The 25074-nt window shown below is 62.7% G+C and carries 25 protein-coding genes; 13 read left to right on the top strand and 12 right to left on the bottom strand.

The genetic code is table 11. The annotated features are described in order from the left end of the window. Nucleotides 1-49: 49 nt before the first annotated feature. Complete coding sequence (locus tag ACFWEM_RS04310) at nucleotides 50-1606, top strand: alpha/beta hydrolase (protein WP_378531445.1); 1557 nt, start codon at nucleotides 50-52, stop codon at nucleotides 1604-1606. 2 nt (nucleotides 1607-1608) lie between these two features. Here ACFWEM_RS04310 and ACFWEM_RS04305 read toward each other — a convergent pair whose 3' ends face one another. From ACFWEM_RS04305 to ACFWEM_RS04295, 3 genes are all read right to left on the bottom strand, one after another. Beyond that, complete coding sequence (locus ACFWEM_RS04305) at nucleotides 1609-3129, bottom strand: AMP-binding protein (RefSeq protein ID WP_378531442.1); 1521 nt, start codon at nucleotides 3127-3129, stop codon at nucleotides 1609-1611. Nucleotides 3130-3201: 72 nt separating this feature from the next. Then, nucleotides 3202-4323: a DUF5938 domain-containing protein gene (locus ACFWEM_RS04300; RefSeq protein WP_378531440.1), complete on the bottom strand. Its 1122-nt coding sequence runs from the start codon at nucleotides 4321-4323 to the stop codon at nucleotides 3202-3204. A gap of 70 nt (nucleotides 4324-4393) precedes the next feature. After that, entirely contained in the window at nucleotides 4394-5197 is an 804-nt protein-coding gene (locus tag ACFWEM_RS04295; RefSeq protein ID WP_019745372.1) for an SDR family NAD(P)-dependent oxidoreductase, read from the bottom strand. A 268-nt stretch (nucleotides 5198-5465) separates the two neighbouring features. On the opposite strand from ACFWEM_RS04295, the gene ACFWEM_RS04290 reads away from it, so the two are divergent. Then, a complete protein-coding gene (locus ACFWEM_RS04290; RefSeq protein WP_378532728.1) occupies nucleotides 5466-6125 on the top strand; it encodes a TetR/AcrR family transcriptional regulator in 660 nt (219 codons plus the stop codon). Nucleotides 6126-6131: 6 nt separating this feature from the next. Here the strand turns inward: ACFWEM_RS04290 and ACFWEM_RS04285 are convergent, their stop codons facing one another. Then, nucleotides 6132-6725, bottom strand: coding sequence for a TetR/AcrR family transcriptional regulator (locus ACFWEM_RS04285; protein ID WP_378531438.1), 594 nt, complete (start codon nucleotides 6723-6725; stop codon nucleotides 6132-6134). A 117-nt stretch (nucleotides 6726-6842) separates the two neighbouring features. On the opposite strand from ACFWEM_RS04285, the gene ACFWEM_RS04280 reads away from it, so the two are divergent. From ACFWEM_RS04280 to ACFWEM_RS04270, 3 genes are all read left to right on the top strand, one after another. Continuing rightward, nucleotides 6843-7604 carry an enoyl-CoA hydratase-related protein gene (locus ACFWEM_RS04280; protein ID WP_378531436.1) on the top strand — a complete coding sequence of 254 codons (762 nt, stop codon included), beginning with the start codon at nucleotides 6843-6845 and terminating at the stop codon, nucleotides 7602-7604. A gap of 241 nt (nucleotides 7605-7845) precedes the next feature. Continuing rightward, nucleotides 7846-8361, top strand: coding sequence for an OsmC family protein (locus ACFWEM_RS04275; protein ID WP_378531433.1), 516 nt, complete (start codon nucleotides 7846-7848; stop codon nucleotides 8359-8361). 38 nt (nucleotides 8362-8399) lie between these two features. Continuing rightward, nucleotides 8400-9713 (top strand): bifunctional o-acetylhomoserine/o-acetylserine sulfhydrylase, encoded by a 1314-nt coding sequence (locus ACFWEM_RS04270; protein ID WP_378531431.1) that lies wholly within the window; start codon nucleotides 8400-8402, stop codon nucleotides 9711-9713. A 63-nt stretch (nucleotides 9714-9776) separates the two neighbouring features. On the opposite strand, the gene bphC is transcribed toward ACFWEM_RS04270, so the two are convergent. The 4 genes from bphC to ACFWEM_RS04250 all read right to left on the bottom strand — a co-directional run bounded on the left by bphC (nucleotide 9777) and on the right by ACFWEM_RS04250 (nucleotide 13903). Beyond that, entirely contained in the window at nucleotides 9777-10697 is a 921-nt protein-coding gene (gene bphC, locus ACFWEM_RS04265; RefSeq protein ID WP_095968411.1) for a biphenyl-2,3-diol 1,2-dioxygenase, read from the bottom strand. A 35-nt stretch (nucleotides 10698-10732) separates the two neighbouring features. Then, nucleotides 10733-11911 carry an acyl-CoA dehydrogenase family protein gene (locus tag ACFWEM_RS04260; protein WP_378531429.1) on the bottom strand — a complete coding sequence of 393 codons (1179 nt, stop codon included), beginning with the start codon at nucleotides 11909-11911 and terminating at the stop codon, nucleotides 10733-10735. Between the two features lie 137 nt (nucleotides 11912-12048). Continuing rightward, entirely contained in the window at nucleotides 12049-12918 is an 870-nt protein-coding gene (locus ACFWEM_RS04255) for an alpha/beta fold hydrolase (protein ID WP_019745379.1), read from the bottom strand. A gap of 76 nt (nucleotides 12919-12994) precedes the next feature. Next, nucleotides 12995-13903 carry an IclR family transcriptional regulator gene (locus ACFWEM_RS04250; RefSeq protein ID WP_378446850.1) on the bottom strand — a complete coding sequence of 303 codons (909 nt, stop codon included), beginning with the start codon at nucleotides 13901-13903 and terminating at the stop codon, nucleotides 12995-12997. Between the two features lie 138 nt (nucleotides 13904-14041). Here ACFWEM_RS04250 and ACFWEM_RS04245 point away from each other — a divergent pair, with 138 nt between their 5' ends. The 3 genes from ACFWEM_RS04245 to ACFWEM_RS04235 all read left to right on the top strand — a co-directional run bounded on the left by ACFWEM_RS04245 (nucleotide 14042) and on the right by ACFWEM_RS04235 (nucleotide 16816). Beyond that, nucleotides 14042-14917 (top strand): TIGR03619 family F420-dependent LLM class oxidoreductase, encoded by an 876-nt coding sequence (locus ACFWEM_RS04245; RefSeq protein ID WP_378531427.1) that lies wholly within the window; start codon nucleotides 14042-14044, stop codon nucleotides 14915-14917. A gap of 32 nt (nucleotides 14918-14949) precedes the next feature. Continuing rightward, the gene (locus tag ACFWEM_RS04240; RefSeq protein ID WP_378531425.1) at nucleotides 14950-15441 is read left to right on the top strand and encodes a nuclear transport factor 2 family protein; all 492 of its coding nucleotides are present in this window, start codon (nucleotides 14950-14952) and stop codon (nucleotides 15439-15441) included. A 127-nt stretch (nucleotides 15442-15568) separates the two neighbouring features. Further along, nucleotides 15569-16816, top strand: coding sequence for an Nramp family divalent metal transporter (locus ACFWEM_RS04235; RefSeq protein WP_378531423.1), 1248 nt, complete (start codon nucleotides 15569-15571; stop codon nucleotides 16814-16816). Nucleotides 16817-16872: 56 nt separating this feature from the next. Here ACFWEM_RS04235 and ACFWEM_RS04230 read toward each other — a convergent pair whose 3' ends face one another. Both ACFWEM_RS04230 and ACFWEM_RS04225 read right to left on the bottom strand, forming a co-directional pair. Continuing rightward, complete coding sequence (locus tag ACFWEM_RS04230; protein WP_378531421.1) at nucleotides 16873-18468, bottom strand: acyl-CoA synthetase; 1596 nt, start codon at nucleotides 18466-18468, stop codon at nucleotides 16873-16875. A gap of 67 nt (nucleotides 18469-18535) precedes the next feature. Further along, nucleotides 18536-18679: a hypothetical protein gene (locus ACFWEM_RS04225; protein ID WP_378531419.1), complete on the bottom strand. Its 144-nt coding sequence runs from the start codon at nucleotides 18677-18679 to the stop codon at nucleotides 18536-18538. Nucleotides 18680-18952: 273 nt separating this feature from the next. Between ACFWEM_RS04225 and ACFWEM_RS04220 the strand changes: the two genes are divergently transcribed. Both ACFWEM_RS04220 and ACFWEM_RS04215 read left to right on the top strand, forming a co-directional pair. After that, nucleotides 18953-19891, top strand: a complete 939-nt coding sequence (locus ACFWEM_RS04220) for a 3-oxoacyl-ACP reductase (protein WP_378531417.1) — start codon at nucleotides 18953-18955, stop codon at nucleotides 19889-19891. A gap of 27 nt (nucleotides 19892-19918) precedes the next feature. Continuing rightward, the gene (locus tag ACFWEM_RS04215) at nucleotides 19919-20662 is read left to right on the top strand and encodes an SDR family NAD(P)-dependent oxidoreductase (RefSeq protein ID WP_378531415.1); all 744 of its coding nucleotides are present in this window, start codon (nucleotides 19919-19921) and stop codon (nucleotides 20660-20662) included. A 43-nt stretch (nucleotides 20663-20705) separates the two neighbouring features. Here ACFWEM_RS04215 and ACFWEM_RS04210 read toward each other — a convergent pair whose 3' ends face one another. After that, nucleotides 20706-21611: an amidohydrolase family protein gene (locus tag ACFWEM_RS04210; RefSeq protein WP_378531412.1), complete on the bottom strand. Its 906-nt coding sequence runs from the start codon at nucleotides 21609-21611 to the stop codon at nucleotides 20706-20708. A gap of 125 nt (nucleotides 21612-21736) precedes the next feature. Between ACFWEM_RS04210 and ACFWEM_RS04205 the strand changes: the two genes are divergently transcribed. From ACFWEM_RS04205 to ACFWEM_RS04195, 3 genes are all read left to right on the top strand, one after another. Then, the gene (locus ACFWEM_RS04205) at nucleotides 21737-22264 is read left to right on the top strand and encodes a nuclear transport factor 2 family protein (protein WP_378446857.1); all 528 of its coding nucleotides are present in this window, start codon (nucleotides 21737-21739) and stop codon (nucleotides 22262-22264) included. Between the two features lie 4 nt (nucleotides 22265-22268). After that, nucleotides 22269-23402, top strand: coding sequence for a 12-oxophytodienoate reductase (locus tag ACFWEM_RS04200; RefSeq protein ID WP_208690221.1), 1134 nt, complete (start codon nucleotides 22269-22271; stop codon nucleotides 23400-23402). A 78-nt stretch (nucleotides 23403-23480) separates the two neighbouring features. Then, on the top strand, nucleotides 23481-24479 hold the full coding sequence (locus ACFWEM_RS04195) for an acryloyl-CoA reductase (protein WP_378531410.1): 999 nt from the start codon (nucleotides 23481-23483) through the stop codon (nucleotides 24477-24479). A gap of 5 nt (nucleotides 24480-24484) precedes the next feature. Here the strand turns inward: ACFWEM_RS04195 and ACFWEM_RS04190 are convergent, their stop codons facing one another. Next, the gene (locus tag ACFWEM_RS04190) at nucleotides 24485-25036 is read right to left on the bottom strand and encodes a ribonuclease H (protein WP_317552080.1); all 552 of its coding nucleotides are present in this window, start codon (nucleotides 25034-25036) and stop codon (nucleotides 24485-24487) included. Between the last annotated feature and the right edge of the window lie 38 nt (nucleotides 25037-25074).

Below are 25074 nucleotides of genomic sequence, written 5' to 3'. Positions count from 1 at the left end.
GTGGGGTGATCAACGCTGCCCGAATCGGGCTCGACACAAGGACACGACAATGACTGGATCCATCATGCCCAGATCACGCATGCCTCGACCGCGAAAATGGCTGGCTTTCACAGTCGCCGCTGCCGCACTCGCCGTACCCGCCTTGGCTGCATGTTCGGAACCTACTGCCCCGCAGACAGATCCACAACCAAATCTCAGCGCGTTCTACGACCAGGATGTCGAATGGGGACCATGCGCCACAGACACCGGAACGTCAACGGCAAGCGACTGCGCCATGGTCACAGTGCCTTTGGACTATTCTGCCCCTGACGGGAAGACAATCGAAGTGGCGATCTCGCGGGTCGCGTCCACCGACCCAGCGCAGCGACGTGGAATCCTGCTCACCAACCCCGGCGGCCCGGGTGGCCGTGGTCTGGGCTTGCCCGAGATCTTGAATGCGGGCATGACACCGGAAGTCGCTGCGGCATACGACGTCATCGGCATGGACACTCGGGGACTCGGCAAGAGCACGCCGATCGACTGCGGCGTCGAGCAGATGTCATGGATGCGTTCACCGGGTACCACGGACGAAGGGTGGAACGAGAGTGTCGCGCTCTCACGTGAGGCCGCTGACAAATGCTGGGACAAGTATCCGGACTATCTGCCGCACATCAATACTCAGAATATCGCCCGCGATCTCGACGTGATTCGCGGCGCCCTCGACCAGGAGAAGGCGTCGTACTTCGGGTGGTCGTACGGCACCTATCTTGGTGCGACCTACGCTCAAATGTTCCCCGACAGGATCGATCGTGTGGTTCTCGACAGTGCACCGGACCCGAAGAAGTACGGATACGAGATGTTCCAGGACATGGGCCCGGCCAACGAGAAGGCGATCGACGGATTCTCACAGTGGGCAGCGGAACGCAACTCCACCTATGCGCTCGGATCGACGCCCGCCGAAGTTCGCGCCCTCATCGAGAAGCTGATCTCGGACGCAGCCACCACTCCGATTCGGATCGGCGACTACGCCGTCGACGATCACGTCCTTCCATTCCTGATGTACGTCAACGGAACCGGGGACACCGAGAAGGAAAGTGAGGCATTCGCACAGGTATTGGTCCAGTTGCGCGATCTCGCGTCCGGCAAGACCGTCGAGAACATCCACCCCCAGCTGACGGGTCTGATGCAGGCGTGGTTCCAGACCGAACTGGGTACCGGCCCCGACTATGCCGGAACAATCGCCATCGTCTGCGGCGACGTATCGATGCCGAGTGATCCCCAGTGGTATCGCAACAAGTTGGAAGAGCACCGGGATGATCAGCCGATCTTTGCCGGCACCCACAACACGATCATGCCGTGCGCGTTCTGGCGCAGCGAGGCCCCGACGCGGATCGAGATCGACAACACCGTTCCGACATTGCAGATCCAGGCAACCGGAGACACCCGCACGACGTACGAGGAAGGACTTGGTATGCATGAAGCCATGAAAGGCTCACGGCTGGTGACAGTTCCGGGTCGTACCCATGCGGTGTTCCCCAGCTACGCGAATACTTGTGCTAACGCCGCCGTCAACTCGTATCTGCTCGACGGCTCACTGCCGGCAGAAGACGTGGTCTGCGAGTCGTGATCTCAGCCAGCCAGCTCGCTCTTGATCTCGTTCTTGAGAACTTTGCCGACCTTGGAGCGAGGTAGATCGTCCCAGACGATGACTTGCTTCGGAGTCTTCACACTTCCGATGCGAGCCTTCACGAAAGCCATTACCTCGGCGCCGTCGATTTCGGCGCCGAGGTGTGGCTGCACCACTGCCACAACACGTTCGCCCCACTTGTCGTCCGGCAACCCGATCACTCCGCAGTCCTGAATCCCCGGGTACGCCATGAGCGCCTGCTCGACCTCGACCGAGTAGACGTTGAAACCGCCCGTGATGATCATGTCCTTGGCGCGATCGACGATGAACAGGAAATTGTCCTCGTCCAGGTACCCGATGTCGCCGGTGTGATGCCAGCCGTGGGCTGACGCTTCCGCGGTTGCGTCAGGGTTCTTGTAATAGCCCGCCATCACCAACGAACTGCGAATCACCACCTCGCCACGCTCGCCACGTCCGAGCAGCGCGCCTTTGTCATCCATGATCCCCACGGTCACCAGCGGCGACGGTCGACCCGCCGACGAAAGTCGTGACGTTGCGACAGTGCCGTCCGAGCCGAAGTGCTCCTTCGGTGACATCGTCGAGATCATCATCGGAGCTTCACTTTGCCCGAACAGCTGAGCCATGACCGGGCCGATCTTGTCGATCGCCTCCTCTAGCCGGGTCGGGGAGATCGGCGCCGCTCCGTACCAGAAGCATTGCAGCGAGCTGAGATCCGTGGCCGACAGGGCCTCGTGCTCGAGCAGCATGTAGATGAGCGTCGGCGGCAGGAAGGTGTGAGTTACCTTGTGCTTCTGAACGTTCGCGAGGAAGTATCCGAGATCGGGCTTCGGCATGATCACCACTTCGCCGCCGAGGGCCATGATCGGGAAGCACAGAACACCGGCGGCATGAGTCAACGGCGCGAGCGCCAGATACACCGGTCGTCCTTCGAACGGATAGCTCATCAACGTGATGGCCGTCATCGTCTCGATGTTGTGCCCAGTCAGCATCACTCCCTTTGGCCTTCCAGTTGTACCACCGGTGCCGACCAGCATGGTGACGTCGTCGGGCGCCGCGGCGTCGAGTTCTTCTTCCCCGAGCCAGCTTTCGAGGGACTGTGCCGAATCCCATTCGCCGTCGATACAGACGAGCGTCACCAACTGGGGAAGCGCATCCTTGATCTGGTCGACCAGCGGGGCGTACGACTTCTGGAAGAAGAGAGCGCGACAATCGAACAGATCCAACAGATCTCGGTTTTCCGCAGCTTCATTGCGAGGATTGATCGGACACCAGACACCGCCGGCCCGGCTTATTCCGAATACGCACGAGAACGAGATCGGATCATTGCCGGACAGAATCGCGACCTTCTCGCCCGGCGCGATGCCCGATGCCGCGAGCGAAGCTGCGAAGCGACGGCTGAACTGTTGCACCTCGCCGTAGGAGAGCGTGCGCTCCCCCATCGTCAAACACGGTGCGGTGGAACCAAGAGAGGCTCCCTTGTCGAGATAGTCGGTCAAACGCATGGGGAGCCTCCAGGGCGGGGCTCCCGGCGCGATGTACGCCGGGAGCCGTGAACGTGATGACGAGGGCGTGGACTAGGTGTTGATGGTTACTTCCGGTTCCAGTGCCAGCCCGAAACTGCGTAGCGCGCCGAGCAGTTCGCGATGCCCGAATGCCTGGCAGGCCGAGGCGAGTCCGGTGCGCTTGGGTGCCTGCTGAATTAGAGAATGCGCTGCGTATGCGTGCAGGAGTCCGGTCTGCTTGTAGTTGCAGTTGCCGTGGATCACGACGTGTGAGCGACCGAGCGGGCCCGACGCGTAGACGGAGTCCATCGAGGTGTTGATACGTGGGTTCTCACGCGGTGGCATGCCGGCCTGCACCGAACCTGCGATCTCGGCCAAGGCGGCTTCCTGCTCGTCGGCGGGCAGGGTCTTGATCTGCTCCTCCACGATCTTCTGTGTCGCGACAACACCTTCCATCACGGTGCGGTCGAACACTCCGCCCGCAGCCTTGACGTTGGAAACTCGCGGATCGTTCTTGAACCACACCGGGTGGCATGTTCCGCCCCACGGCAATGCAAGCGCAGTTTCGTGCTGGCCGGGAACGACGACGTCGAAAGTCTGGCCGGGCGCCCACTGCACGTACTTGTTCTGCTCGAGGTAGTACCAGTTCGCCTTGAGGATGGTGAAGATCGTCTGAGTGGACGCGTAAGTGGGAAATCCCTTCCACAGCACCAGAATGTCGAGTGTGTCGAGGCCCGGCGTTTCCAATGCGATGTTGGCCGCGATCTCACCGGTGGTGTACATCTGAGCGATGCCGGGCGAGAGGAGCAGGCCCTTCTCCTGGTACTTGTCGCTGAACTTCTCCTGGACGTCGAGTACCCAGTCCTGCTCACCGGTGGTGTCCATGTAGTGGCAACCGGCATTCAAGGCGGCCTCGACGACGGTGCCGCCGAGCTTGATGAACGGGCCGACCATGTTGCTGACAACCTGAGCTCCGGTGAACAGTTCGGTGAGCGCCTCGACCGTGTGCTCGACCTCGACGACCTCGTGATCGACGGTGTCCAAACCGGGGATCTTGTCGAGAACCTCTTGAATGCGAGCGGCGTCGCGGCCGGCCGCGATGAACGGGATGTTGAACTCGCGCAGGTATTCACACACCAGACGGCCGGTATACCCGGAGACGCCGTAGACGATGACTGGCTTCTTTTCGGACATGTTCGTGGAACCTTTCGGAGACGTGAGAAGGGGGACGAGAGAAGGGCGTACGTGCGAATTGGGGGGCGAGTTACATGCCCATGCCACCGTCGACGGGAAGGCCGATACCGGTGATGAATCGTGCGGCGTCGGAGGACAAGAACACCACGGCGTCCGCCATGTCGTTCACTTCGCCGAGACGGCCGAGCGGGGTGAGACCGATGACGTCGCCGACGGCTGCTTCGGCACTGGGCCAGAGGCCGAGCTTCTCCATGTCCGCTGCGAGTCCGAGACCCATCTCCGTGGCAACAAGACCCGGGTAGATGCAGTTGACGCGGACTCCGTAGCCGAGCTTGCCCGACTCGGCTGCAGCAACCCTGGTGAAGCGGTCGACCGCGGACTTGGTCGCGGAGTAACCACTGATGCCGGGAAATGGAATGGTTGCGGCGACCGACGAAATGTTGATGATGGATCCGCCGGTTCCGGCGACGCCACCCGGACGCATGCTGCGCAGTCCGTGTTTGGTTCCGAGCGCCGTTCCGAGGATGTTGACCTCACACATGCGGCGGATGTCGCCCGGATCGAGGTCCACCACCAGCGAGGAAATCTCGATGCCGGCGTTGTTGACGAGGATGTCGAAGCCGCCGAGAGTCTCCGCGGTCGCAGCAACTGCTTCTTCCCAGTTGGCGTCGTCGGTGACGTCCAGCTTCACGAAGCCGGTCTTGACTCCGCCCGAACCGACGGCTTCCGCGGTGGCGCGACCCTCGTCTTCGAGAACGTCGCCGATCATCACCGACGCTCCCGCCTTCGCCAACGCCTCAGCCATTCCGGCTCCGAGCCCCTTGGCACCACCTGTGACCAGTGCTTTTCGTCCCTCGAGATCAAACACGCTCATTTTCGACTGCCTCCATGACTGAAACGACTCTCGCGATGCCACCGTTCACAGCGACGCTGCCAAGTGGTGTGAGTCACAGAGTATTCAAATTTGGACGAGTGTCAAGAGAAATCTTGACGACTGTCAAGATTTTGTTACACGCTCGTCAAAGACCAGGGGTTACACTGATTCGGACGCGGCGATCGTGCCGCTGTGGAAATCGCAGGGAACAGGACGTGCCATCGTGACCACGACAGTCGAGAAGTCAAGTGGGGCAGTGAAAAATGCTGTGCCCACCTCGTCGGATAAGCGGTCCAACACAGACAAGCGCACCAACGCCGACAAGGTGTCACGTCGTCAGGTCGACAAATTCTCCGAGCGGCGCGATCAACTGGCCGAGGCCGCGCTGCAAACGCTGGCCGAACTGGGCTACGCACGCACCAGTCTGCGCGAAATCGCCCAGAATTCGGAGTTCTCACACGGCGTCCTGCACTACTATTTCAGCGACAAGGTCGACCTGATCACCCACTGCGTCCGCCACTACAAGGCGCGCTGCGTCACCCGCTACGACGGCATCGTCGCCACCGCTCAGACGCCGGAGGAACTGAAAACCGGTTTCGGGGCACTGCTGGCCGAGACCATGATCGACGAACCGACGATGCACCGTCTCTGGTACGACCTGCGCGCGCAGTCGATGTTCGAGGAGTCCTTCCGAGCCGACGTCGCCGCGATCGACGAGAGTCTCGAAAACATGATCTGGCGCATCGTTTCTCGTTATGCCGGGCTTCTCGACGTGGAACCCTCGGTCACCTCGCCGGCGATGTACGCGATTTTCGACGGCCTGTTCCAGCAGAGTCTGCTGCGTCATCTGTCCGGCGATCAGACTGCTGCGAACTATCTTTCGGAGAGCGTCCAGCAGATGCTGCCCCTGGTAGTGCCCACTCCCTGAGTCAGTTCAGCGAGCGGCAATGCCCTCGGCCACGTACTTCGCTCCGCGATCGAATTCGCCGACCACGTCGTAGTCGGCGTCTTGCCGCCAGAAGCGAACCAACGCGCCGTACGTACCGCCGATCATCTGCGCGAGAAACAGCGGCGGATAGTCCGATCGCACTTCGCCGGCTTCGATCCCGGCAGTGACGATCCGTAGAAGTTCCACGTGGAACCGATGATCGTGGGCCGCCCCCGCTCCGGAGGAGGCGAAGTCACGCTCGAGTTCCGCAGTCACCATGCGCAGATAGCGCGGATGCATGATCGCTTGCTGCGCAAAGTCCTGAAAAATCCGGGAGATCCGATCAGAAGTCGACATCGGCGATTCCATGAGCTGATCCACCAGTGTCGCAAGCTGATCGAGATGATCACTGTGCAGCGCCTCGAGAACCGAGTCCTTGCCCTGGAAGTAATTGAAGAAGGTGGCTCGCGACACCTCGGCTCGCTCGGCGATGTCGTCGACGGTCGTGCTGGCGAAACCCTGCGCCGAGAACAGAATTCGTGCAGCCGAGAGCAACCTGTCGTTGGTGTCGCGCTTGTTCTGTTCTCGTTTGGAAATCACGTCGACCTGCCCTTCTCCGCCTCAGAACACAGTCTTCGCCACCGTCCGGAATGTGTCCAATGTCCGTCCCGTGAGGTGACGCACCTCCGCCTCCGATAGGTGGACTACAGTCCAATTATGTCGACTGTTTCCACCGAACGCCATGACCGCGTTCTCATCGTCAGGATCGAACGCGAAGAACGCCGTAACGCGATCAACCGTGAGACTGCCGAGGGAATCGAAGCCGCGCTGAATCTTCTCGACGACGACCCTGATCTGTGGGTCGGCATCATCACCGGAACCCCCAACATCTTTTGCGCCGGAACCGATATCCGAGAGCGGGCCGACCTTCGCATGCCTCGCGGCGGTGAGTACGGCGTCATTCGGCGCCGGCGGAACAAGCCCCTGATCGCTGCAGTCGAGGGATACGCACTGGGTGGAGGTTTCGAAATCGCTTTGGCCTGTGATCTCATCGTCGCCTCTGCCACAGCACAATTCGGCCTTCCCGAAACCAAGCGTGGTTTGGTTGCGACGTCCGGTGCACTCTTTCGGGCACCTCGGGCACTTCCGATCAACATCGCCCGCGAACTGCTGATCACCGGCCGCACACTCGATCCCGAACGGGCCAGGGACCTGGGCGTCGTCAACGTGGTCACTGCGCCAGGCAAGGCACTCGACGAGGCGTTGGTGATGGCGGCCGAGATCTGCGAGTCCTCCCCCACCTCGGTGAGCTTGAGCTTGAAGGCGATCGACGCTCTCTACGCCGAAGCCGATGCCGTCGGATGGAACGTCACCGACGATGCCAAGGAAGCAGTGCTGCGTTCCCCGGACATCGCCGAAGGACTCGACGCTTTTGCGGGTCGTCGGACACCCCGGTGGAGCGGACTGTCGCCTACATGACGGACCACGATCCGAGACAGATTTCCTATACATCTGGTCGGAAAGGGTGTGAACCGGTTACAGTCTCTCCTGTGACGGGAACTGGCGCATACGAGACGGGCACGCTGCTGACGCGGCGACGCCACGTCGACTTTGCGCATGTCTGTACCTCCGGGTGTCCGATCTTCTGATCGGACCTACGACGTGAGCGCCGCTCGCGTCGATACTCGTATGTACGCCCAGATCAGGGGACATTTCTGTCATGACCACCGCTTCCATCTCCCACCTGAGTTCCGTCGTAGCAGCCAACGCCGACGCCATCGACAAGGACGCGAGCAAAGCGCACGTCGTCTTCAAGGCTTCCGCCCGGGCGCACGACGCCGTTGCCAGCACCATTTCTCTCGGTAAGTACAGCGTCGAGGTCGACGAGCCACCGGCCCTCGGCGGCGAGAACACCGCAGCCAATCCAGTCGAGTACTACCTCGCTTCTCTTCTGTCCTGCCAGGTGGTCACCTACCGCGTCTGGGCCGACAAACTCGGTATCGCGCTCGACGACATCTCGGCCAGAGCCGAAGGCGATCTCGACGTCCGTGGATTCTTCGGCTTCGACGACGCGGTCCGTCCGGGATTCTCCGAGGTCCGCGTGGTCGTCACCCTGACCGGTCCGGAAACTCGCGAGCGCTACCTGGAGCTGCAGGAGACCGTCGACGCCCACTGCCCCGTACTCGATCTCACCCGCAATCCCGTCCCAGTGCATACAGTCGTCGAAACCGCCTGACCCGCATCAACCCACCCTTCACCACGGAGTATGAATTCATGAGCGAGAACACCCCCGTCGAAGCCGATCCGACTGCCGATTGGTCGTTCGAAACCAAGCAGGTCCACGCCGGGCAGGGCCCGGACAGCGCCACCAACGCTCGGGCACTGCCGATCTACCAGACCACCAGCTACGTCTTCGACAACACCGACCACGCTGCCGCGCTCTTCGGCCTCGCCGAGCCGGGCAACATCTACACCCGCATCATGAACCCGACGCAGGATGCCGTCGAGCAGCGCATCGCCGCCCTCGAAGGTGGAGTCGCAGCTCTGCTGGTTGCGTCCGGTCAGGCCGCCGAGACCTTCGCGATCCTCAACATTGCCGAGGCCGGCGACCACATCGTCTCCAGCCCCCGTCTGTACGGCGGCACGTACAACCTCTTCCACTACACGCTGCCCAAGCTGGGTATCACCGTCGACTTCGTCGAAGACCCGGACAATCTCGAGCACTGGCGTGCGGCCATCCGTCCGAACACCAAGGCGTTCTACGGTGAAACCATCTCCAACCCCAAGAACGACGTGTTCGACATTCCCGGTATCAGTGCGGTCGCCCACGAGAACGGCATCCCGCTGATCGTGGACAACACCGTCGCAACGCCCTACCTCATTCAACCGCTGAAGCACGGCGCCGACATCGTCGTCCACTCCGCCACCAAATACCTTGGCGGACACGGCACCGCGATCGCCGGCGTCATCATCGACGGTGGCACCTTCGACTGGACCCAGGGACGCCACACCAACTTCACCACCCCGGATCCCAGCTACCACGGCGTCACCTTCGCCGACCTGGGCGCGCCCGCCTACGCACTCAAGGCACGCGTTCAGCTTCTGCGCGACCTCGGCTCGGCCATCGCGCCGTTCAACGCCTTCCTCATCTCGCAGGGCATCGAAACCTTGAGCCTGCGCATCGAGCGCCACGTATCCAACGCACAGAAGGTCGCCGAATTCCTCGACGGCCGCGCCGAGGTCACCTCGGTCGCCTACGCCGGACTGCCCTCCTCACCGTGGCACGAGCGCGGAAAGCAGCTGGCACCCAAGGGCACCGGCGCAATCGTCGCATTCGAGCTTGCCGGTGGTGTCGACGCGGGCAAGAAGTTCGTCAACGCCCTGACACTGCACAGCCACGTCGCCAACATCGGTGACGTTCGCTCACTCGTCATCCACCCCGCGTCGACGACGCACTCGCAGCTCACCCCCGAAGAGCAGCTCGCTTCGGGCGTCACCCCGGGGCTCGTCCGCCTCGCGGTTGGCATCGAAGGGATCGACGACATTCTCGCCGACCTCGAAACCGGTTTGGCAGCAGCAGCTTCCTGATCGAACACACGAAAAAGCTCGGCCCCGACATGCATTGGGGCCGAGCTTTTTCGTTGCGAAGAGCTAGCTCTTGGGAGTGAACGCAGCCAGCGGTTCACTGTCGGACCAGTCGTGGCCCCAGTAGCTGTCCGCTGTGATTTCCTCAGCGGTGTAGAAGGTTTCGTCGACGAGCATGCCCTCGCACCCGAACTCCAGATCCCAGCCACCCGGTGCACGCACGTAGAACGACACCATCTTGTCGTTCGTATGGCGACCCAACGTCGAGGAGATCGAGAAGCCCAGCTTGGCAACACGATCGAGAGCTTGACCCACAGCGTCGAGAGTCTCGGCTTCCATCATCAAGTGCACGAGACCGGGCTCGTCCACGGGCGGCGCCGGGCACAGCGCGAGGCTGTGGTGACGCTGATTGACACCCATGAAACGGACTCGGCGGGCCGGCGGCGGCGCGTCGATTCCGCCGAGACGGATGGAACCGCGCGGGAGGAATCCGAGCACCTCGGTGTAGAACGTGTACGCCTCGTCGAAACGCGTAACCGGAAGCACCACATGGCCGAGGCCCTGATCGCCGGTGACAAAACGGCCGCCGTGCGGGGTGACCAACGGGCTGTGGTCGAGCACCGGCCCGAAGAACACCTCGACGCGATTGCCGTTGGGATCGTCGAAGGCGATGACCTGCTCGGCATCGCGGTAGCTGGCGTCGACCTCGGAAAGAACCTCGACCTCGACTCCGGCTTTCTCGACCGCTTCACGAACACGCTGGAGCGCGAACTGATCTCGCACTTCCCAGCCCACTGCGAGAGCCTTGTCCGTCTCGCCGGGCAGGACGATCAGTCGCGCACGACGCTCGTCCAGGCGCAAGTAGAGGCCGTCGGCTTCCGGGCCACTACCGACCGCGAGGCCGAGTCCGTCGACCACGAGCTCGCGCCAGCGAGCCACGTCCTGCGTTTGGATCCTGAGATATCCCAGACCCCGAATTTCAGTCATGCCTAACCGTCCTTGCTTCGAGAATGTTTGTGGGACTAGATCATCGAGCGGTGGATGCCCTGCGGCTCGCCACCGAGCTGCGAGAGCGTCGACGCATGGAAAATGGAACCGGGCACGTGAATCGCATGCGCCAGACCGGCATGAGCATCACGCCAGAACCGCTGCATCGGCGTGTTCAACTGCAAAGCCCCACCACCGGAACGAGCAAAGATCTCGTCCACCGCCCGCACCGCACGCCACGCCGCAGCAGTCTGCGTACGCCGACCGATCGCACGAAGCTCGAACGAAACCTCCTGCCCCTTCTCGGTCATGTCCCAGAAACGATCCACCGTCTCCAAAATCGCAGCCCGAGAAGCAGCGATCTCGGCAGCCGCCTCACCGATCGCGAAGAGCACATACGGATCTTCCTTGATCGGAACACCACTGACCGTCACCCGCTCACGCTGCGCAGCCATGTTGCACGCCAACGCACCCTCGGCGATACCGATCAACGACGAGGTGATACCGAGCGGGAAGATGCACGAGAACGGGAACTTGTACAACGTCTCCGTACGACCCGCTTCCTTCCATGCCGTTCCGTCGTACACCTTTCCGGCGTCGATCGTGCGGTAGGTGGGCAGGAACGCGTCCTTGACGATCAGATCCTTCGAACCGGTTCCGCGCAGCCCCACGACGTTCCAGCTGTCCTGGTCGATGTCGTAATCGGAGCGCGGCAACAGCACGTGCAGGTGCTTCGGCGGCATCAGCGGCTTACCGGTCTCGTCACCGACCATCGCACCGATCATGATCCAGTCACAGTGATCGGTTCCCGAGGAGAACGACCAGCGGCCGTTGAGGATGTACCCACCCTCGACCGGCCTCGCGACACCCATCGGCGCATACGGCGACGCCATCCACGTATCGGGATCGGTTCCCCAGACCTCTTCCTGAGCCTTCTTGTCGAAGAACGCGAGCTCCCACGGGTGGACGCCGACGATGCCGCTGACCCAGCCGGTGGCACCGTCCATCGCGCCGATAGCCATTGCGGTCTCGGCGAATTCACGCGGATGTGCCTCGAGGCCGCCGAACTCCTTCGGCTGGAACATCCGGATGACACCGGAGTCGCGCAGTCGCTTCGCGCTGCCGTCCGTCAAGCGCATCAGCTTGTCGCCCTCGACTCCGTCGGCGCGGATCTCGTCGGCGAACTGTGAAATGTTGTCTAGAACCTGACCCATGATCTTCCGGCTTTCTGGTTTCGGTACCCGGCGAGCGCCTAGGCAGAATGAAAATCTGTTGATGAAACGGTGGCAGGGAGCCTGCCGAAGTGCAGAAACGCTTCCCGGTGAGTGGGAGCACCCCCTGTGCGCCGCCCCTACTTGCCTTCGGGCCGGGTAAGGAATGCCAAAACGGACGCAACCCAAGCGTCGCGGGCCTCGATCATCGTCCAGTGTCCGCAGTTGGGGAAGATGTGAACTTCGCCGTTGGGGATGTCGCGCATCGGCAGAATCGCCATGTCCACGGGGCTGACGCGGTCGTCGCGTCCCCAGGTCAACAGCGTCGGCGCCTTGATCTTGTTCAACTGCGCCCAGTACGGCACGGCGGTCGACGCAGCAGCAGCCGCGCCCATAGCCGCCATGGCCTTGCTGCTGTACATACGGCGGGCGATCTCGAGCGTCGTCGGCTCGGTGGCGAGGGCCCAACGCTCTTCGATGAGCTGCTCGGTGACAACGGCACGGTCGAAGACCATCGAATGCAACCAACGGACCAGAGCTTCGCGGGTGGGATTGTCGGTGAACTCCATGAGGAGTTTGATGCCTTCACCGGGGCCGGGAGAGAAGGTGTTCTTGCCCATGCCGCCGATGGTGACGAGCTTGCTGACCCGATGTGGCTCGTCGATCGCAACCTTGGTGGCGACGATGCCGCCCATGGAGTTACCGATCATGTGGACCGGTCCGAGGCCCAGGCCGTCGAGGAACATGCCGACCGATGCCTGCGCCATCATCATCGGATGGTCGGGGCCGGGATCGCTGACGCCGAATCCGGGAAACTCGAGAACGTAGCAGTGGAAGTGCTCCGCGAAGTCCGCGAGAACGCCGCGGTAGTTACGCCAACCGGTGACTCCGGGGCCCGATCCGTGCAGCAGCAGTAGCGGCGGGCCGTCGCCGGCTTCGTGGTACCGGAGCACACCGAGATCGGTCTGCAGTTCCTTCAGGGTTCCCTCGTAGCTCAGTTCAGTCGTCATGGTCCGAACGGTGCCATCAGTACCGCTGAGCTGCTATGACTCGTCCCGATCAGCGAGACAAGTCGATCAAAATACGTCAGATCCAGTGGTCGGACGACGCTGCCAGCAGGCGATCCATCGTCTCCGCGGAGAACGTATTGGTCGGAACAGGAGGGGTTTTGCGGCCACGGCGGGGAGCGCCCAGTTCGGGGTACAGCGTGCGCGAGACCTCGCGAGCCGCGTCGACGACCAGCGGAGCAACTCGCTCGAGCTGAGCGGTCCGCATGTCCCCACACAACGCGATGCTGCCGACAGGACCCTCGTGTCCGCGAATTGCCGACGCCACACAAGCGACCCCACGCGCCGACTCACCGCGCTCGAAGGCCAGTCCCCGACGCTGACGGATCCGGTTCAGTTCCTGATGGAGCACCGCGACGTCGGTGATCGTGTTCTCGGTGCAGCGGGGAAGCGCCGACCCGAACAGAGCGTCGACACGCTCAGGGTCGATCCACGCCAGCATCGCCTTGCCTCCGGCCGTCGAATGGGCGAGTACTCGGCCGCCGACGCGGGACGGCAGCGCCGCGGCGAACCGCCCGCCGACCTTGTCGAGGTAGACACTCTCGCGCCCGTCGAGCACCGACAGATGAACAACCATGCCGGTCTGCAGGTGCAACTCGTGCAGAAGCGGCGCCGCGGCTTCGCGGATCTGGCTGTGGCCGCCGTCGCCACCACCGAGGCCGAGTGCACGGCGCCCGAGACAGTAGCCGAACGATGCGTGATCAACCCAGTCCAGTTTGACGAGCTGATCGAGAATGCGGTGGACGGTGGACCGCGGCAACTGAGTGCGGCACGCGACCTCTTCCAGCGTCAGCCGTGCGGCGCGGCCGTCGAAGGCGTCGAGAATCAGTGTCATCCGCTCGACCATCGACGGCGGCAGATCCTTCTTGGGTAGCCCGGCGGCGGTCTGGACGGTGGACAGTGTGTCGTTCATGTCAACGATGGTCATGGACGCCTCCCGAAAACTGGAATTGATTCTACCGACTATAACCCAGGTCACAGTTTCTGGAAAGTGAATCAACCTTTTCGATCCCGATCAGCGGTAATTCACCTGCCGCCGCGCGTGCGGGAGGGCTATAAACGCCCGATGCACCTGGGAATCGTCACGCCGGTCCTGATTCAGCACCCGAGCACACGTTCGGAGTGGGAGGCGAGTGCTGACATCGGTGAGATTGCCACAATTGCTGCCGCGGCGGATCAACTCGGTTTCCACCATCTGACCTGCAGTGAACACGTCGCGGTTCCAGAAGAGATCGCCACCGAACGTGGCGGAACCTACTGGGATCCGCTCGCCACCCTCGGTTTTCTCGCCGCACGTACGTCACGAATCCTGCTGGCGACGCAGGTGCTGGTGCTGGGCTATCACCATCCCCTCGAGATCGCCAAGCGCTACGGAACGCTGGATCGTGTCAGCAACGGACGCCTGATACTCGGACTCGGAGTGGGAACTCTGAAACAAGAATTCGATCTCGTAAATGCTCCGTTCACCGATCGAGGAGCGCGTGCCGACGACGCTTTGGCCGCCCTTCGGGTTTCGCTGTCGACGCCGACTCCGGAGTATCACGGCGAGTTCTACGACTACTCCGGATTTGTCGTCGAACCTCATGCCGTCCAGAAACGTGTGCCACTGTGGATCGGCGGCCGGACCAAGAGATCGTTGCGCCGAGCCACCACACACGGCGACGGGTGGGTCCCGTTCGGGCTGAGATTCTCCGAACTGAAGGAAATGCTGGGCGCCACGACGCTCCCCGACGGATTCGACGTCGTCCTCCCCGCCGGCGCTCCGCTCGATCCCCTCGGCGATCCCGAGTCCACGCTTCGCGCCTTGACTCGCGTCCGCGACGCCGGGGCGACCATAGTCAGTTGCTCGGTCGGCGCTCGAAGCGCCGAACACTACTGCGAACAACTCGAAGAACTTCACCGAATCGCCCTCGCCGAGGGCTTCTCTTTCACCACTTCCTGATTCGCCGATAATCCAATGCAAAGGACGTACCGATGACTGACTCGACCGCCCTGATCGAATCCCTGCTCGCCCGAGTGGAATTGCTCGAGGACAAGCTCGCGATCACCGAACTGCTGACCACGTACAGCCCCGCCGTCGACAGCGGATCGGCCGACGAAGTCGCGAACCTGTGGCTCGAGGACGGTGTCTACGACGTCGACACCGGCGCGATGCACGGCCGCGCCGAACTGCGGGCCATGGTTCACAGCGCCTCTCACCAGAACTGGATCATGAACGGCGCGGCGCACATGATGACGCCCGCGCACATCCGCATCGACGGCAACAAGGCCGTCGCTACCTGCCATTCACAGTTGGTCATCAAGGATCCCGAGAACCCGACGGGATTCAAGGTCCTCCGCATCACCGCAAACCGTTGGGAGCTGATCAAGACAGACGGCGAGTGGAAGGTCGAGTTGCGCACCAACGCTCTCCTCGACGGCCGACCCGAGGCCCGCGCCCTGCTGGCAGCCGGGGTGACGGCCTAACCCCTGTGCGCGGTTAGAGAGTCTCTGCGGTCACTAACCGCGCACAGCGGTTGAAAGTTCGGCCCCCCGAACTCTATAGTTCACATATTCGAACCGGCAGGTCCGAGTACGTGCGACCAGGAGACCGATGAGCACCAGTACGCAAGAGCCGACGACTCCGCGCCGACGACCTACGGGGAGATCCATCGCCCTGCTCGGTCCGGCGTTCGTCGCGGCCATCGCGTACGTCGATCCGGGCAACGTCGCCGCCAACCTGACTGCCGGCGCGAAGTACGGCTACCTGCTCATCTGGGTGCTGGTACTCGCCAACGCGATGGCCGTCCTGGTGCAGTATCTGTCCGCGAAACTCGGGCTGGTCTCCGGCAGATCCCTGCCCGAAATGCTGGGTCAGCGCCTGCGTAAGAACAACCGTCGCGCGTTCTGGCTCCAGGCCGAGATGATGGCGATCGCAACCGACGTGGCCGAGGTCATCGGCGGCGCCATCGCACTCAACCTGCTCTTCAACGTCCCGCTCTTCGTCGGTGGGTTGATCACCGGTTGCGTGTCGATGGTGATCCTGACGATCCAAAGTCGGCGCGGGCAGCGCACTTTCGAGTTCGTGGTCATGGGATTGCTGGCAATCATCACGATCGGCTTCCTGACCGGACTCGCCTTCACCGACGTCTCCGGAAGCGAAGCCGTCGCCGGACTGGTCCCCCGCTTCGAAGGAACCGAGACCGTACTGCTCGCCGCCAGCATGCTCGGCGCCACGGTCATGCCGCACGCGATCTACCTGCACTCCGCATTGGCCCGAGATCGCCACGGCCACATCAAACCTGGGCCACGATTGCAGCGACTACTCAAGGTCACGCGTTGGGATGTCGTCGTCGCGTTGATCATCGCCGGCGGCGTGAACATCGGCATGCTGCTCCTGGCCGCGTCGGCACTGCGCGGAGTACCCGGCACCGACACCATCGACGGCGCGCATGCCGCGATCGAGAATTCACTCGGCCCTGGCGTGGCCGTAGTATTCGCGATCGGACTCCTCGCCTCCGGACTCGCGTCGACCTCCGTGGGGTGCGCGGCCGGCGCCGAGATCATGCATGGCCTTCTGGCCATTCGCATTCCGGTGATCACACGCCGAATCGTCACTCTCATCCCGGCGCTGATCGTGCTCGGACTCGGCGTCGACCCGACTCTCGCACTCGTACTCAGCCAGGTGGTCTTGAGCCTGTGCATCCCCTTCGCGATCATCCCACTGGTGCGTATGACCTCGGACCCCGAACTCATGGGCGACGCGCGCAATGCCCCGCTCACGACCGTCGCGGCATGGGTTGCAGCGGGCTTGATCGTTGCGCTCAACGTCGCGCTGCTGGTTCTGACGGTGACAGGCTAGAGCACCGGAGCCACCCAACGCGTCCCTCACAAACGCGCTGGATGACTCCGGCCGGATCAGGAGGCTTGCTCGGCGAGAGTGGCCTTGGCCCAGCGATAGTCGGCCTTTCCGCTGGGAGAGCGCCTGATCGACGGCACACTGACAACAGTGCGCGGCACCTTGTACCGAGCAACGTGCGACGCGCAATGCTCACCGATCTCGGCAGCGTCCGGGACGTCGAAGCCCTCGCGGGTCGTGATGACCGCAGCGACGCGCTCACCGAACTTCGCATCCGGAATTCCCGCGACCAGAGCGTCGAGCACTGCCGGGTGACTCTTGAGTGCCTGTTCGACCTCTTCCGGGTACACCTTCTCCCCGCCGGTGTTGATGCACTGAGAACCACGTCCCAGCAGGACGATCGAGCCGTCGGCTTCCACGCGTCCGACGTCGCCGAGTACCGACATCCGCACTCCGTCGATCACCGGGAACGTAGCCGCGGTCTTGACCGGATCATTGAAGTAACCGACCGGCACGTGACCACTGCGAGCGATGTATCCGGTCTCGGGGGATCCCGGCTCCAGCGGCCGCATCCTTTCGTCCACGACGCGGGTCTCGTCGCGAGCGGCAATGCGCATCAGGCCGTCTTCGCCGATTTCGAGATTGCCGTCGACTCCCGACTCGGAGGAGCCGAATCCGTCGCGAATCACCAGGTTCGGAAGCATCGACTTGAGCTGCTCGCGCAGTGAGAGCGAGAACAACGCTCCGCCCGACGAAATCATTCCGACTGTACTGAGGTCGTAATCTGCTGCGTTCGACGCCAATTCGTCTGCGAGCGGACGAGCCATCGCATCTCCGACGACGGTGATGGAGACGGCCTTCTCACTCCCGGCGAGCTGCAGCGTCGACTTCGCGTCGAACCGCGCCATGAGGATTGCGTTGGCACCCATGAAGAATCCGGTGAACAGCGAGTAGGACGCCGCGCCGTGCATCAGGGGTGCGGTGCTGAGCATGTTCATCGCGGGAACGTTCGGCACCGCGGCATACAGAGCTTCGGCAGTGGTATGCGGCGGACCGAACGGGTTTCCGCCGGTGAGCGCCGCGAAGTAGAAGTCTTCATGACGCCACATGACGCCCTTGGGCATTCCCGTCGTGCCGCCGGTGTAGATGACAAACAGGTCGTCGTTGCTGCGAGGCGCGAAGTCACGAGTAGCGGGTTGCTCCGCTGCAGCGTCGGCATATCGAACGACGTCGACACCTTCGATGTCGCGGACCGCCGACTCGCCGACAACGACGACGTGTTGGATGCCCGGCACGGCCGGGAGAACCGTCTCCACGACGGGAACGAACTCCTCGTCCACGATCAGCGCTACCGACTGCGAATCGTTGTACAGGTAGGTCAGTTCGGCGTCGACGTAGCGATAGTTGACGTTGATCGGGACCGCGCGGATTTTGAGGCACCCGAGCAAACTTTCGACGAACTCGATGCTGTTGCGCATGTGCAGAGCAACGTGGTCGCCCGGCCCGACACCGACACTCGCCAGGTGGCGGGCGATGCGATTCGAGCCCTCGTCCAGCTCGACGTAGGTACGACGACGCCCATCGCACACGAGTGCCGTGCGGTCCGGAATCAAATCCGAAATACCCTCGTACAGATCTGCCAAATTCAATGACACTGCTGGTGCCTTCCTTGATGTCCGGCCCGGCGATTCGGGGCCGACCGTACTGCGTTTGCGGTGAGAACTATCCGATCCTGGCGCCGACGAATGCGGCCAGGAACTGAGCGGATTCACCCGTCGCACCACCAGAGGTCGCGAAAGCCGATCCCGCCGTGAGGATTTCCGACGGAGGTGTGGGGTGGGGACGTTTCGGGGTGTCGACAACCATGATGGCTCCGGGACAGGATCGGTGGTGACGCAAGCGCGTACGCGGTGGGATCGCCGCGTCGCCCCAAGGTGGCATGCACGGCTCGTGACCCAGATCACCGCTCCCGCTGAGTGGGACTGCCCCTCAGATGGCCAGACTTGTGTTCAAAACTAGAACTAATTCTGATTTTGTTCGAATGGTTTTTTCGGAACGGCAACCGAACTCTCGACTTCAAATTAGAATGAATACTAATTTCACCGAACTTACCGCCAGACCGGATCGAAGGAGCACGACATGACGCAAACACTGAGCTTGGAAGGCAAAGTTGCCGCCGTCACCGGCGCCGGCGCCGGCCTGGGTCGCGCCGAGGCACTCGGACTCGCCGCTGCCGGCGCAGCCGTCATCGTCAACGACATGGGTGCAGCGGCCAACGACGTGGTCGACGAGATCAAGGCCGCAGGTGGACAGGCACTCGCCATCACCGGCGACGTCTCCGACTGGTCGCTCGGCGGGCGCATCATCGAAGAAGCTGTCAAGAACTTCGGATCCTTCGACATCCTCGTCAACAACGCAGGCATCCTGCGCGACAAGATGATCTTCAACCTGACCGAATCCGATTGGGACGACGTCATCCGCGTCCACCTCAAGGGTCACGCCGCCACCTCGCACGCAGCCGCAGTCCACTGGCGCGCAGCCAGCAAGGCAGCCGACGCACCGGTATACGGCCGCATCATCAACACCTCTTCCGAGGCCTTCCTCTTCGGCAGCGCCGGACAGCCCAACTACTCGGCAGCCAAGGCCGGTATCACCGCTCTGACGCTCTCGAGCGCATCAGGTCTCTCCCGCTACGGCGTCCGCACCAACGCGATCTGCCCCCGCGCCCGCACCGCCATGACAGCAGAAGCCTTCGGCGAGAACAACACCGGCGTAAGCGGTCTCGATCCGCTGGCACCCGAGCGCGTCGCGACCCTTGTCAGCTACCTCGCATCCCCCGATTCCGACGAGATCAACGGACAGGTCTTTGTCGTCTACGGCAAGATGGTGGCGTTGATGGAAGCACCCAAGGTCGAAAATCGTTTCGACGCAGCCGGATCCGCGTTCACGGTCGAAGAGCTCGGTGGCCAGCTCTCGTCCTACTTCTCAGGCCGCGGACCGTACGAGACCTACGCTGCCTACAGCATCGCCGGCCTCGAAAAGATTGCCCTTGCAGTCGACGAGACCGCAACAGTTTAAGAAGCACCTACGAAGAGGAGCGTTTTCATGAGGTTGAACGGCAAGGTAGCGATCGTCACCGGCGGCGCCGGCGGAATCGGTCGTGCCATCACCCGAGTCTTCGCTCGTGAAGGCGCGAAGGTCCTGTTCGTCGACATCAACGACGAGCAGGGCCAGGCACTCGAGGAGGAACTGGCCGGGGCCGGCAAATTCCTGAACGTCGACCTCGCTGCCACAGGTTCTGCCGAGCAGATCCGTGACGCCGCGCTCGAGGCTTTCGGCAAGCTCGACATCCTGGTGAACAACGCTCACGCGTCCCGTCAGGCTCCGTTGCTCGAAACCACGCAGGACATGTTCGACCTGTCCTTCAACACCGGCTTCTACCCTGTCGTCCACCTGATGCAGGCATGCCACGACGAACTCGCGAAGACCAAGGGTTCGGTCGTCAACTTCGCGTCGGGCTCCGGCCTGGACGGCATGCCCACCCAGACGTCCTACGCGGCAGCCAAGGAAGCTGTGCGAGGCCTGACTCGCGTAGTCGCCAACGAGTGGGCGCCAGAGGGCATTCGGGTCAACGTTGTCTGCCCGTTCGCCGCCACCGAAGGCGTCGTCAAGTGGCAGGAAGCCTTCCCCGAGCGCGCAGCCGCATCCGTCGCCAAGGTACCTCTCGGACGCATCGGTGATCCCGAAACCGACATCGCTCCCGTCGTGGTGTTCCTGGCGAGCGAGGACTCCAAGTACATGACAGGTCAGACGCTGATGGCCGACGGCGGCAGCATCAAACTGCGCTGAGCGAAGCTCCTCACCGGCTGAGTCGAAGGTCTTCTCGGTGGGCTCAGCTCACCGAGAAGAGCTTGGCAGCGTTGTCGTGCACAACGGCTCGCAGCCACTCGTCACCGAGATCGAAGCGCGTAACCGCCTGCAAGGCGGTGAGATACGGGTACGGAATGTTCGGGAAGTCGCTACCGAACAGAATCCGGTCCTGCATGTCGACGAGCCGAGAGACATCGGCCTTCGGGAAGGCGCACTGCTCTTCCGTGAAGTCGGTGAACGCCATGGTCGTATCCAGGCGGACGTTGCCGTAAGCCTCTGCAAGATCGAGGAATTCGCTGTACTCGGGCATCCCCATGTGCGCGACGATCAACGGCAGGCGCGGGTACCGTGCCAGCAGCGAAGCGATGCGATCGGGCCCCGTGTACTCCCCCGGAGCCGGTCCCGAACCACAGTGAATCACGATGGGCGTCTGGGAGTCCTCGAGCTGACCCCAGACCTTGTCGAGCAGAGGATCGTTCGGATCGTAGTTGCCGACCTGGATGTGGGACTTGAAGATTCGCGCCCCGGACTCCAACGCCTTCCCTACGTACGACGCCGCCGACTCCTCGGGATAGAACGTGGCCGTGTGCAGGCAATCAGGTGTTTGCGCGGCAAATTCGACGGCCCACTGGTTGAGCCATTCGGCCATCGCGTGCTTGTGGGGGTAGATCATCGACGTGAAAGCCCGGACGCCGAACTCGCGGAGACGGTGTACCCGTTCTTCCTCGGCAAGTCGGTAGGCGATGGGCCACGGTCGACCGATCATCGGTCCCGCGGAATCGAAGTAGCCCCACACCTTGTCCATGACGCTCTTCGGCATGAAATGGGTATGGACGTCGATCACACCCGGAACACCCAAATCGCGCCAGAAAGCCCGAACCTCGGCAATCTCTTCCGGTCCGGTCGATGGGACCTCTTCGGTACACACGTCTGACACCCCTTTCGTTCGCTCGACCATACCGAGTGCCGTCGCGCTCACCGGGACAGGTCGTTGACGGCCTGACCCGAGCACCCGAATGTGAACCCATATTGCCGATCACTGTTGGAGGTTGAATGTCTCAGACCGAGTCCGAAGTGGAGTCGATCAGTGCCGTCGAGGAACTGCTCGCCATCGAGGAAATCAAGCGTGTCTTCGCCGCGCGCCTACGCTGTATGGACACCAAGCAGTGGCACGTCTACCCAACCCTGCACACCTCAGACGTCGTCAGCGAGACGTGGGGCGGACTCCCGACAGACAAGCAACCCAAGACCGGTGACACCTCGAACCAGGTAGTGGGAATCGACAAGCTCACCGCAGCAATTCGGAACATGCTCGACGGCGACATCCCCCTCACCACAGCGCACCACGCACACACCCCCGAAATCGTGCTCACCTCGCCCACCACCGCAACCGGTATCTGGGCAATGGAGGACATGTTGTGGTGGAACGACGGCGAGAAAGAGCTGCATCTGCACGGCTACGGCCACTACCACGAGGAATACCGCAAAGAAGACGGTAAGTGGCTGATCAGCTACCGAACTCTGACGCGACTCCGAGTCGACCAGGACCCCGGATTCTTCCGATTCATGAAAGCGCTGTGACGAAGTGACCAACCCGCTGTTCCAACCGCTCCGCATCCGTTCGCTCGAACTGTCCAATCGAATAGTCATGTCGCCGATGACGCGCACGTACTCCATCGAGGGTGTGCCCGGCCGCGACGTTGCCGACTACTACCGCCGACGCGCTGAGGGCGGCACCGGGTTGATCGTCACCGAAGGCGTCGCGATCGATCACGAGACTGCTGTCGATCACGCCAACGTCCCCAACCTCCACACCCCCGCTGCGCAGGCTGGATGGCGCAAGGTCGTCGACGACGTGCACGCTGCGGGCGGCAAGATCGTGCCTCAGCTCTGGCACGTCGGACCGCTGTGGGGCGCGATGACGCAGATGGACCCGTCACTCAAGCCGATGCGCCCCTCCGGTGAATGGGGCCCGCTCGGCGTCACCTCGTACTCCGCTGCCTACGTCGAGCGCGCGCAGGCTAGCACCGAGGCGATGACCGAGCAGGACATCCAGGACGTCATCGACGCCTATGTCCGCAGCGCGAAGCACGCTGTCGAACTCGGCTTCGACGGTATCGCGATCCACGGCGGTCACGGCTACCTCCTCGATTCCTTCTTCTGGGAGGGCACCAACCAGCGCGACGACGCGTGGGGCGGCGACCTGGAGCGTCGTACCAAGTTCCCGGCCGCCGTCGTCGCTGCAATCCGCGCGGCAATCGGCCCGGATCTGCCGATCATCTACCGTTTCTCGCAGCACAAGCAGCAGGATTTCACCGCGAAGATCGCGGAAACTCCCGAGGAGTTGGGTGTCATCCTGGGTGCGCTGGTCGACGCCGGAGTGGACGTCCTCGACGCCAGCATCAGGCGTTTCGACGTCCCGGCCTTCGAAGGCAGCGACCTCTCACTGGCCGGTTGGGCAAAGAAGCTGACCGGTGCCGTCACGATGGCCGTCGGTAGCGTCGGGATCGGAAAGTCACTGCGCGACAGTCGCATCGAAGGCGTCGCACCTGTCGTGGACAACATCCCGCAACTCGAGGAGCGCATCGGCAGTGGTGAGTTCGATCTGATCGCGATCGGCCGTCTCCATCTCGCCGATCCTGCGTTGGCGACGACCCTGCGCGCGGGCGGTCCGCTGCCGGCTTTCGATCGAGCGGTGCATGAGGGCAGCTTGATCTAGGGGCTCCGCCCCTGTGCGCCTTTTGGTAGTGCGGACTACCAAAAGGCGCACAGGGCCGAAGGCCTTTATGTTCGACTTATGACTACTTTCAACGCCTGGGTCGCCCGCGACAGCGACGGCTCCATCGACTTCGCCCCCGAAACCGTCGACGAATCCTTCCTCCCTGCAGGTGAGGTCACCATTCGTGTCGAATATTCGAGCGTCAACTACAAAGACGCCCTCGCGGTCACCCCGAAGGGCGGGGTGGTTCGCGACTACCCGATCGTCCCCGGTATCGACGTTGCCGGCGAGGTCATTGCCTCCGAGTCCGACGCGTTCGCCCCCGGCGACAAGGTGATGGCCCACGGATACGAGATCGGGACCGCCCGCAACGGCGGCTACGCGGAGATCGCCAGGCTGCCTGCCGAGTGGGTGGTGAAGCTCGACGGCATCTCCACTGCCGACGCTGCTGCAATCGGCACGGCTGGATTCACCGCCGCCATGAGTGTCCAAGCGATTCTGGCCAGCGGAGTGAAGCCCGCCGACGGTCCCGTCCTGGTGACGGGCGCGAGCGGCGGCGTCGGCACCGTCAGCGTCGACCTTCTGGCAAGCGCAGGCTTCGACGTGGTCGCCTCCAGTGGCAAGCCCGGTGCGGCAGACCTTCTAACGTCTCTCGGTGCGTCTTCGGTGATCGGCCGGCTCCCCGAGGATCCCGACGTCAAGCCCCGTCCGCTCGGAAAATCCCAGTGGGCTGCGGCCGTCGACTGCGTCGGCGGAAAGACCCTCGCCCACGTGCTGAGCACGATCAACTACGGCGGTGTTGTCGCTGCCAGCGGATTGACCGGTGGCGCCGCGCTGCCTACGACCGTGCTGCCGTTCATTCTCCGCGGAGTCTCACTGCTGGGCATGGACTCGGTACTGATGCCGATCGAACCCCGTCGTGCACTGTGGGCACGTCTGGGCTCCGACCTTGCGCCACGTCATCTGAAGGAAATCACGAACCTCGTTGCCGTCCGCGACGTCGTCTCGGTGATCGATCAGGTACGCGAGGGCAAGTACACGGGCCGGGCGCTGGTTCAGGTTGCCGACGGTTTCTGAACCGCTCAGAACAGTGTGAACAAATCTGCCGGTTCTTCGGCCGTCGTGGACTTCTCTTTGTACGAGGAGTTCACGACGGTCGGTTCCTTCTTCACCGGCGCCGCAAGCGGGACCGACGCGATGTCCCCCGAGACGATGGCGCGTGCGGCTTCGCCGGCCAACTTGTCGGCCATCTCGTTGTAGTGGTTGCCGACGTGCCCGCGCACCCAGCGAAAGCGCACCGGTCCGACACGGTCGGTGATGGCTCGGTCGATGCTCTGCACCAGTTCCAGATTCTTGACCGCCCCGCCGCTCGCGGTCTTCCATCCCTTGCGCTTCCAACTCGGCAGCCATTCCGACGCGCACTTGATGGCGTACTGCGAGTCGGATTCGATGAGCAGTGGATCCCCACCCGGATGCGCGACGACAGCCTCGAAGAGGGCACGCAACTCGGCAATCTGGTTGGTGCCGGACGCTTCTCCGCCGGACATGCTCGGACCCTCGTGATTGACCCACGCCCAGCCGATAGCCCCACCGGGGTTTCGCAGACAGGATCCGTCGGTGCTCACGATGATCATGGCTCGGACAATACGTTGCGCCACCGACACACGCCTTA

Origin of the sequence: Rhodococcus sp. NPDC060176 (genome assembly GCF_042728675.1) — a bacterium.
Classification (GTDB): Bacteria; Actinomycetota; Actinomycetes; order Mycobacteriales; family Mycobacteriaceae; genus Rhodococcus_F.
Note: the sequence above shows the minus strand (reverse complement) of the source record. Positions and strands in the feature narration are given on the sequence as shown.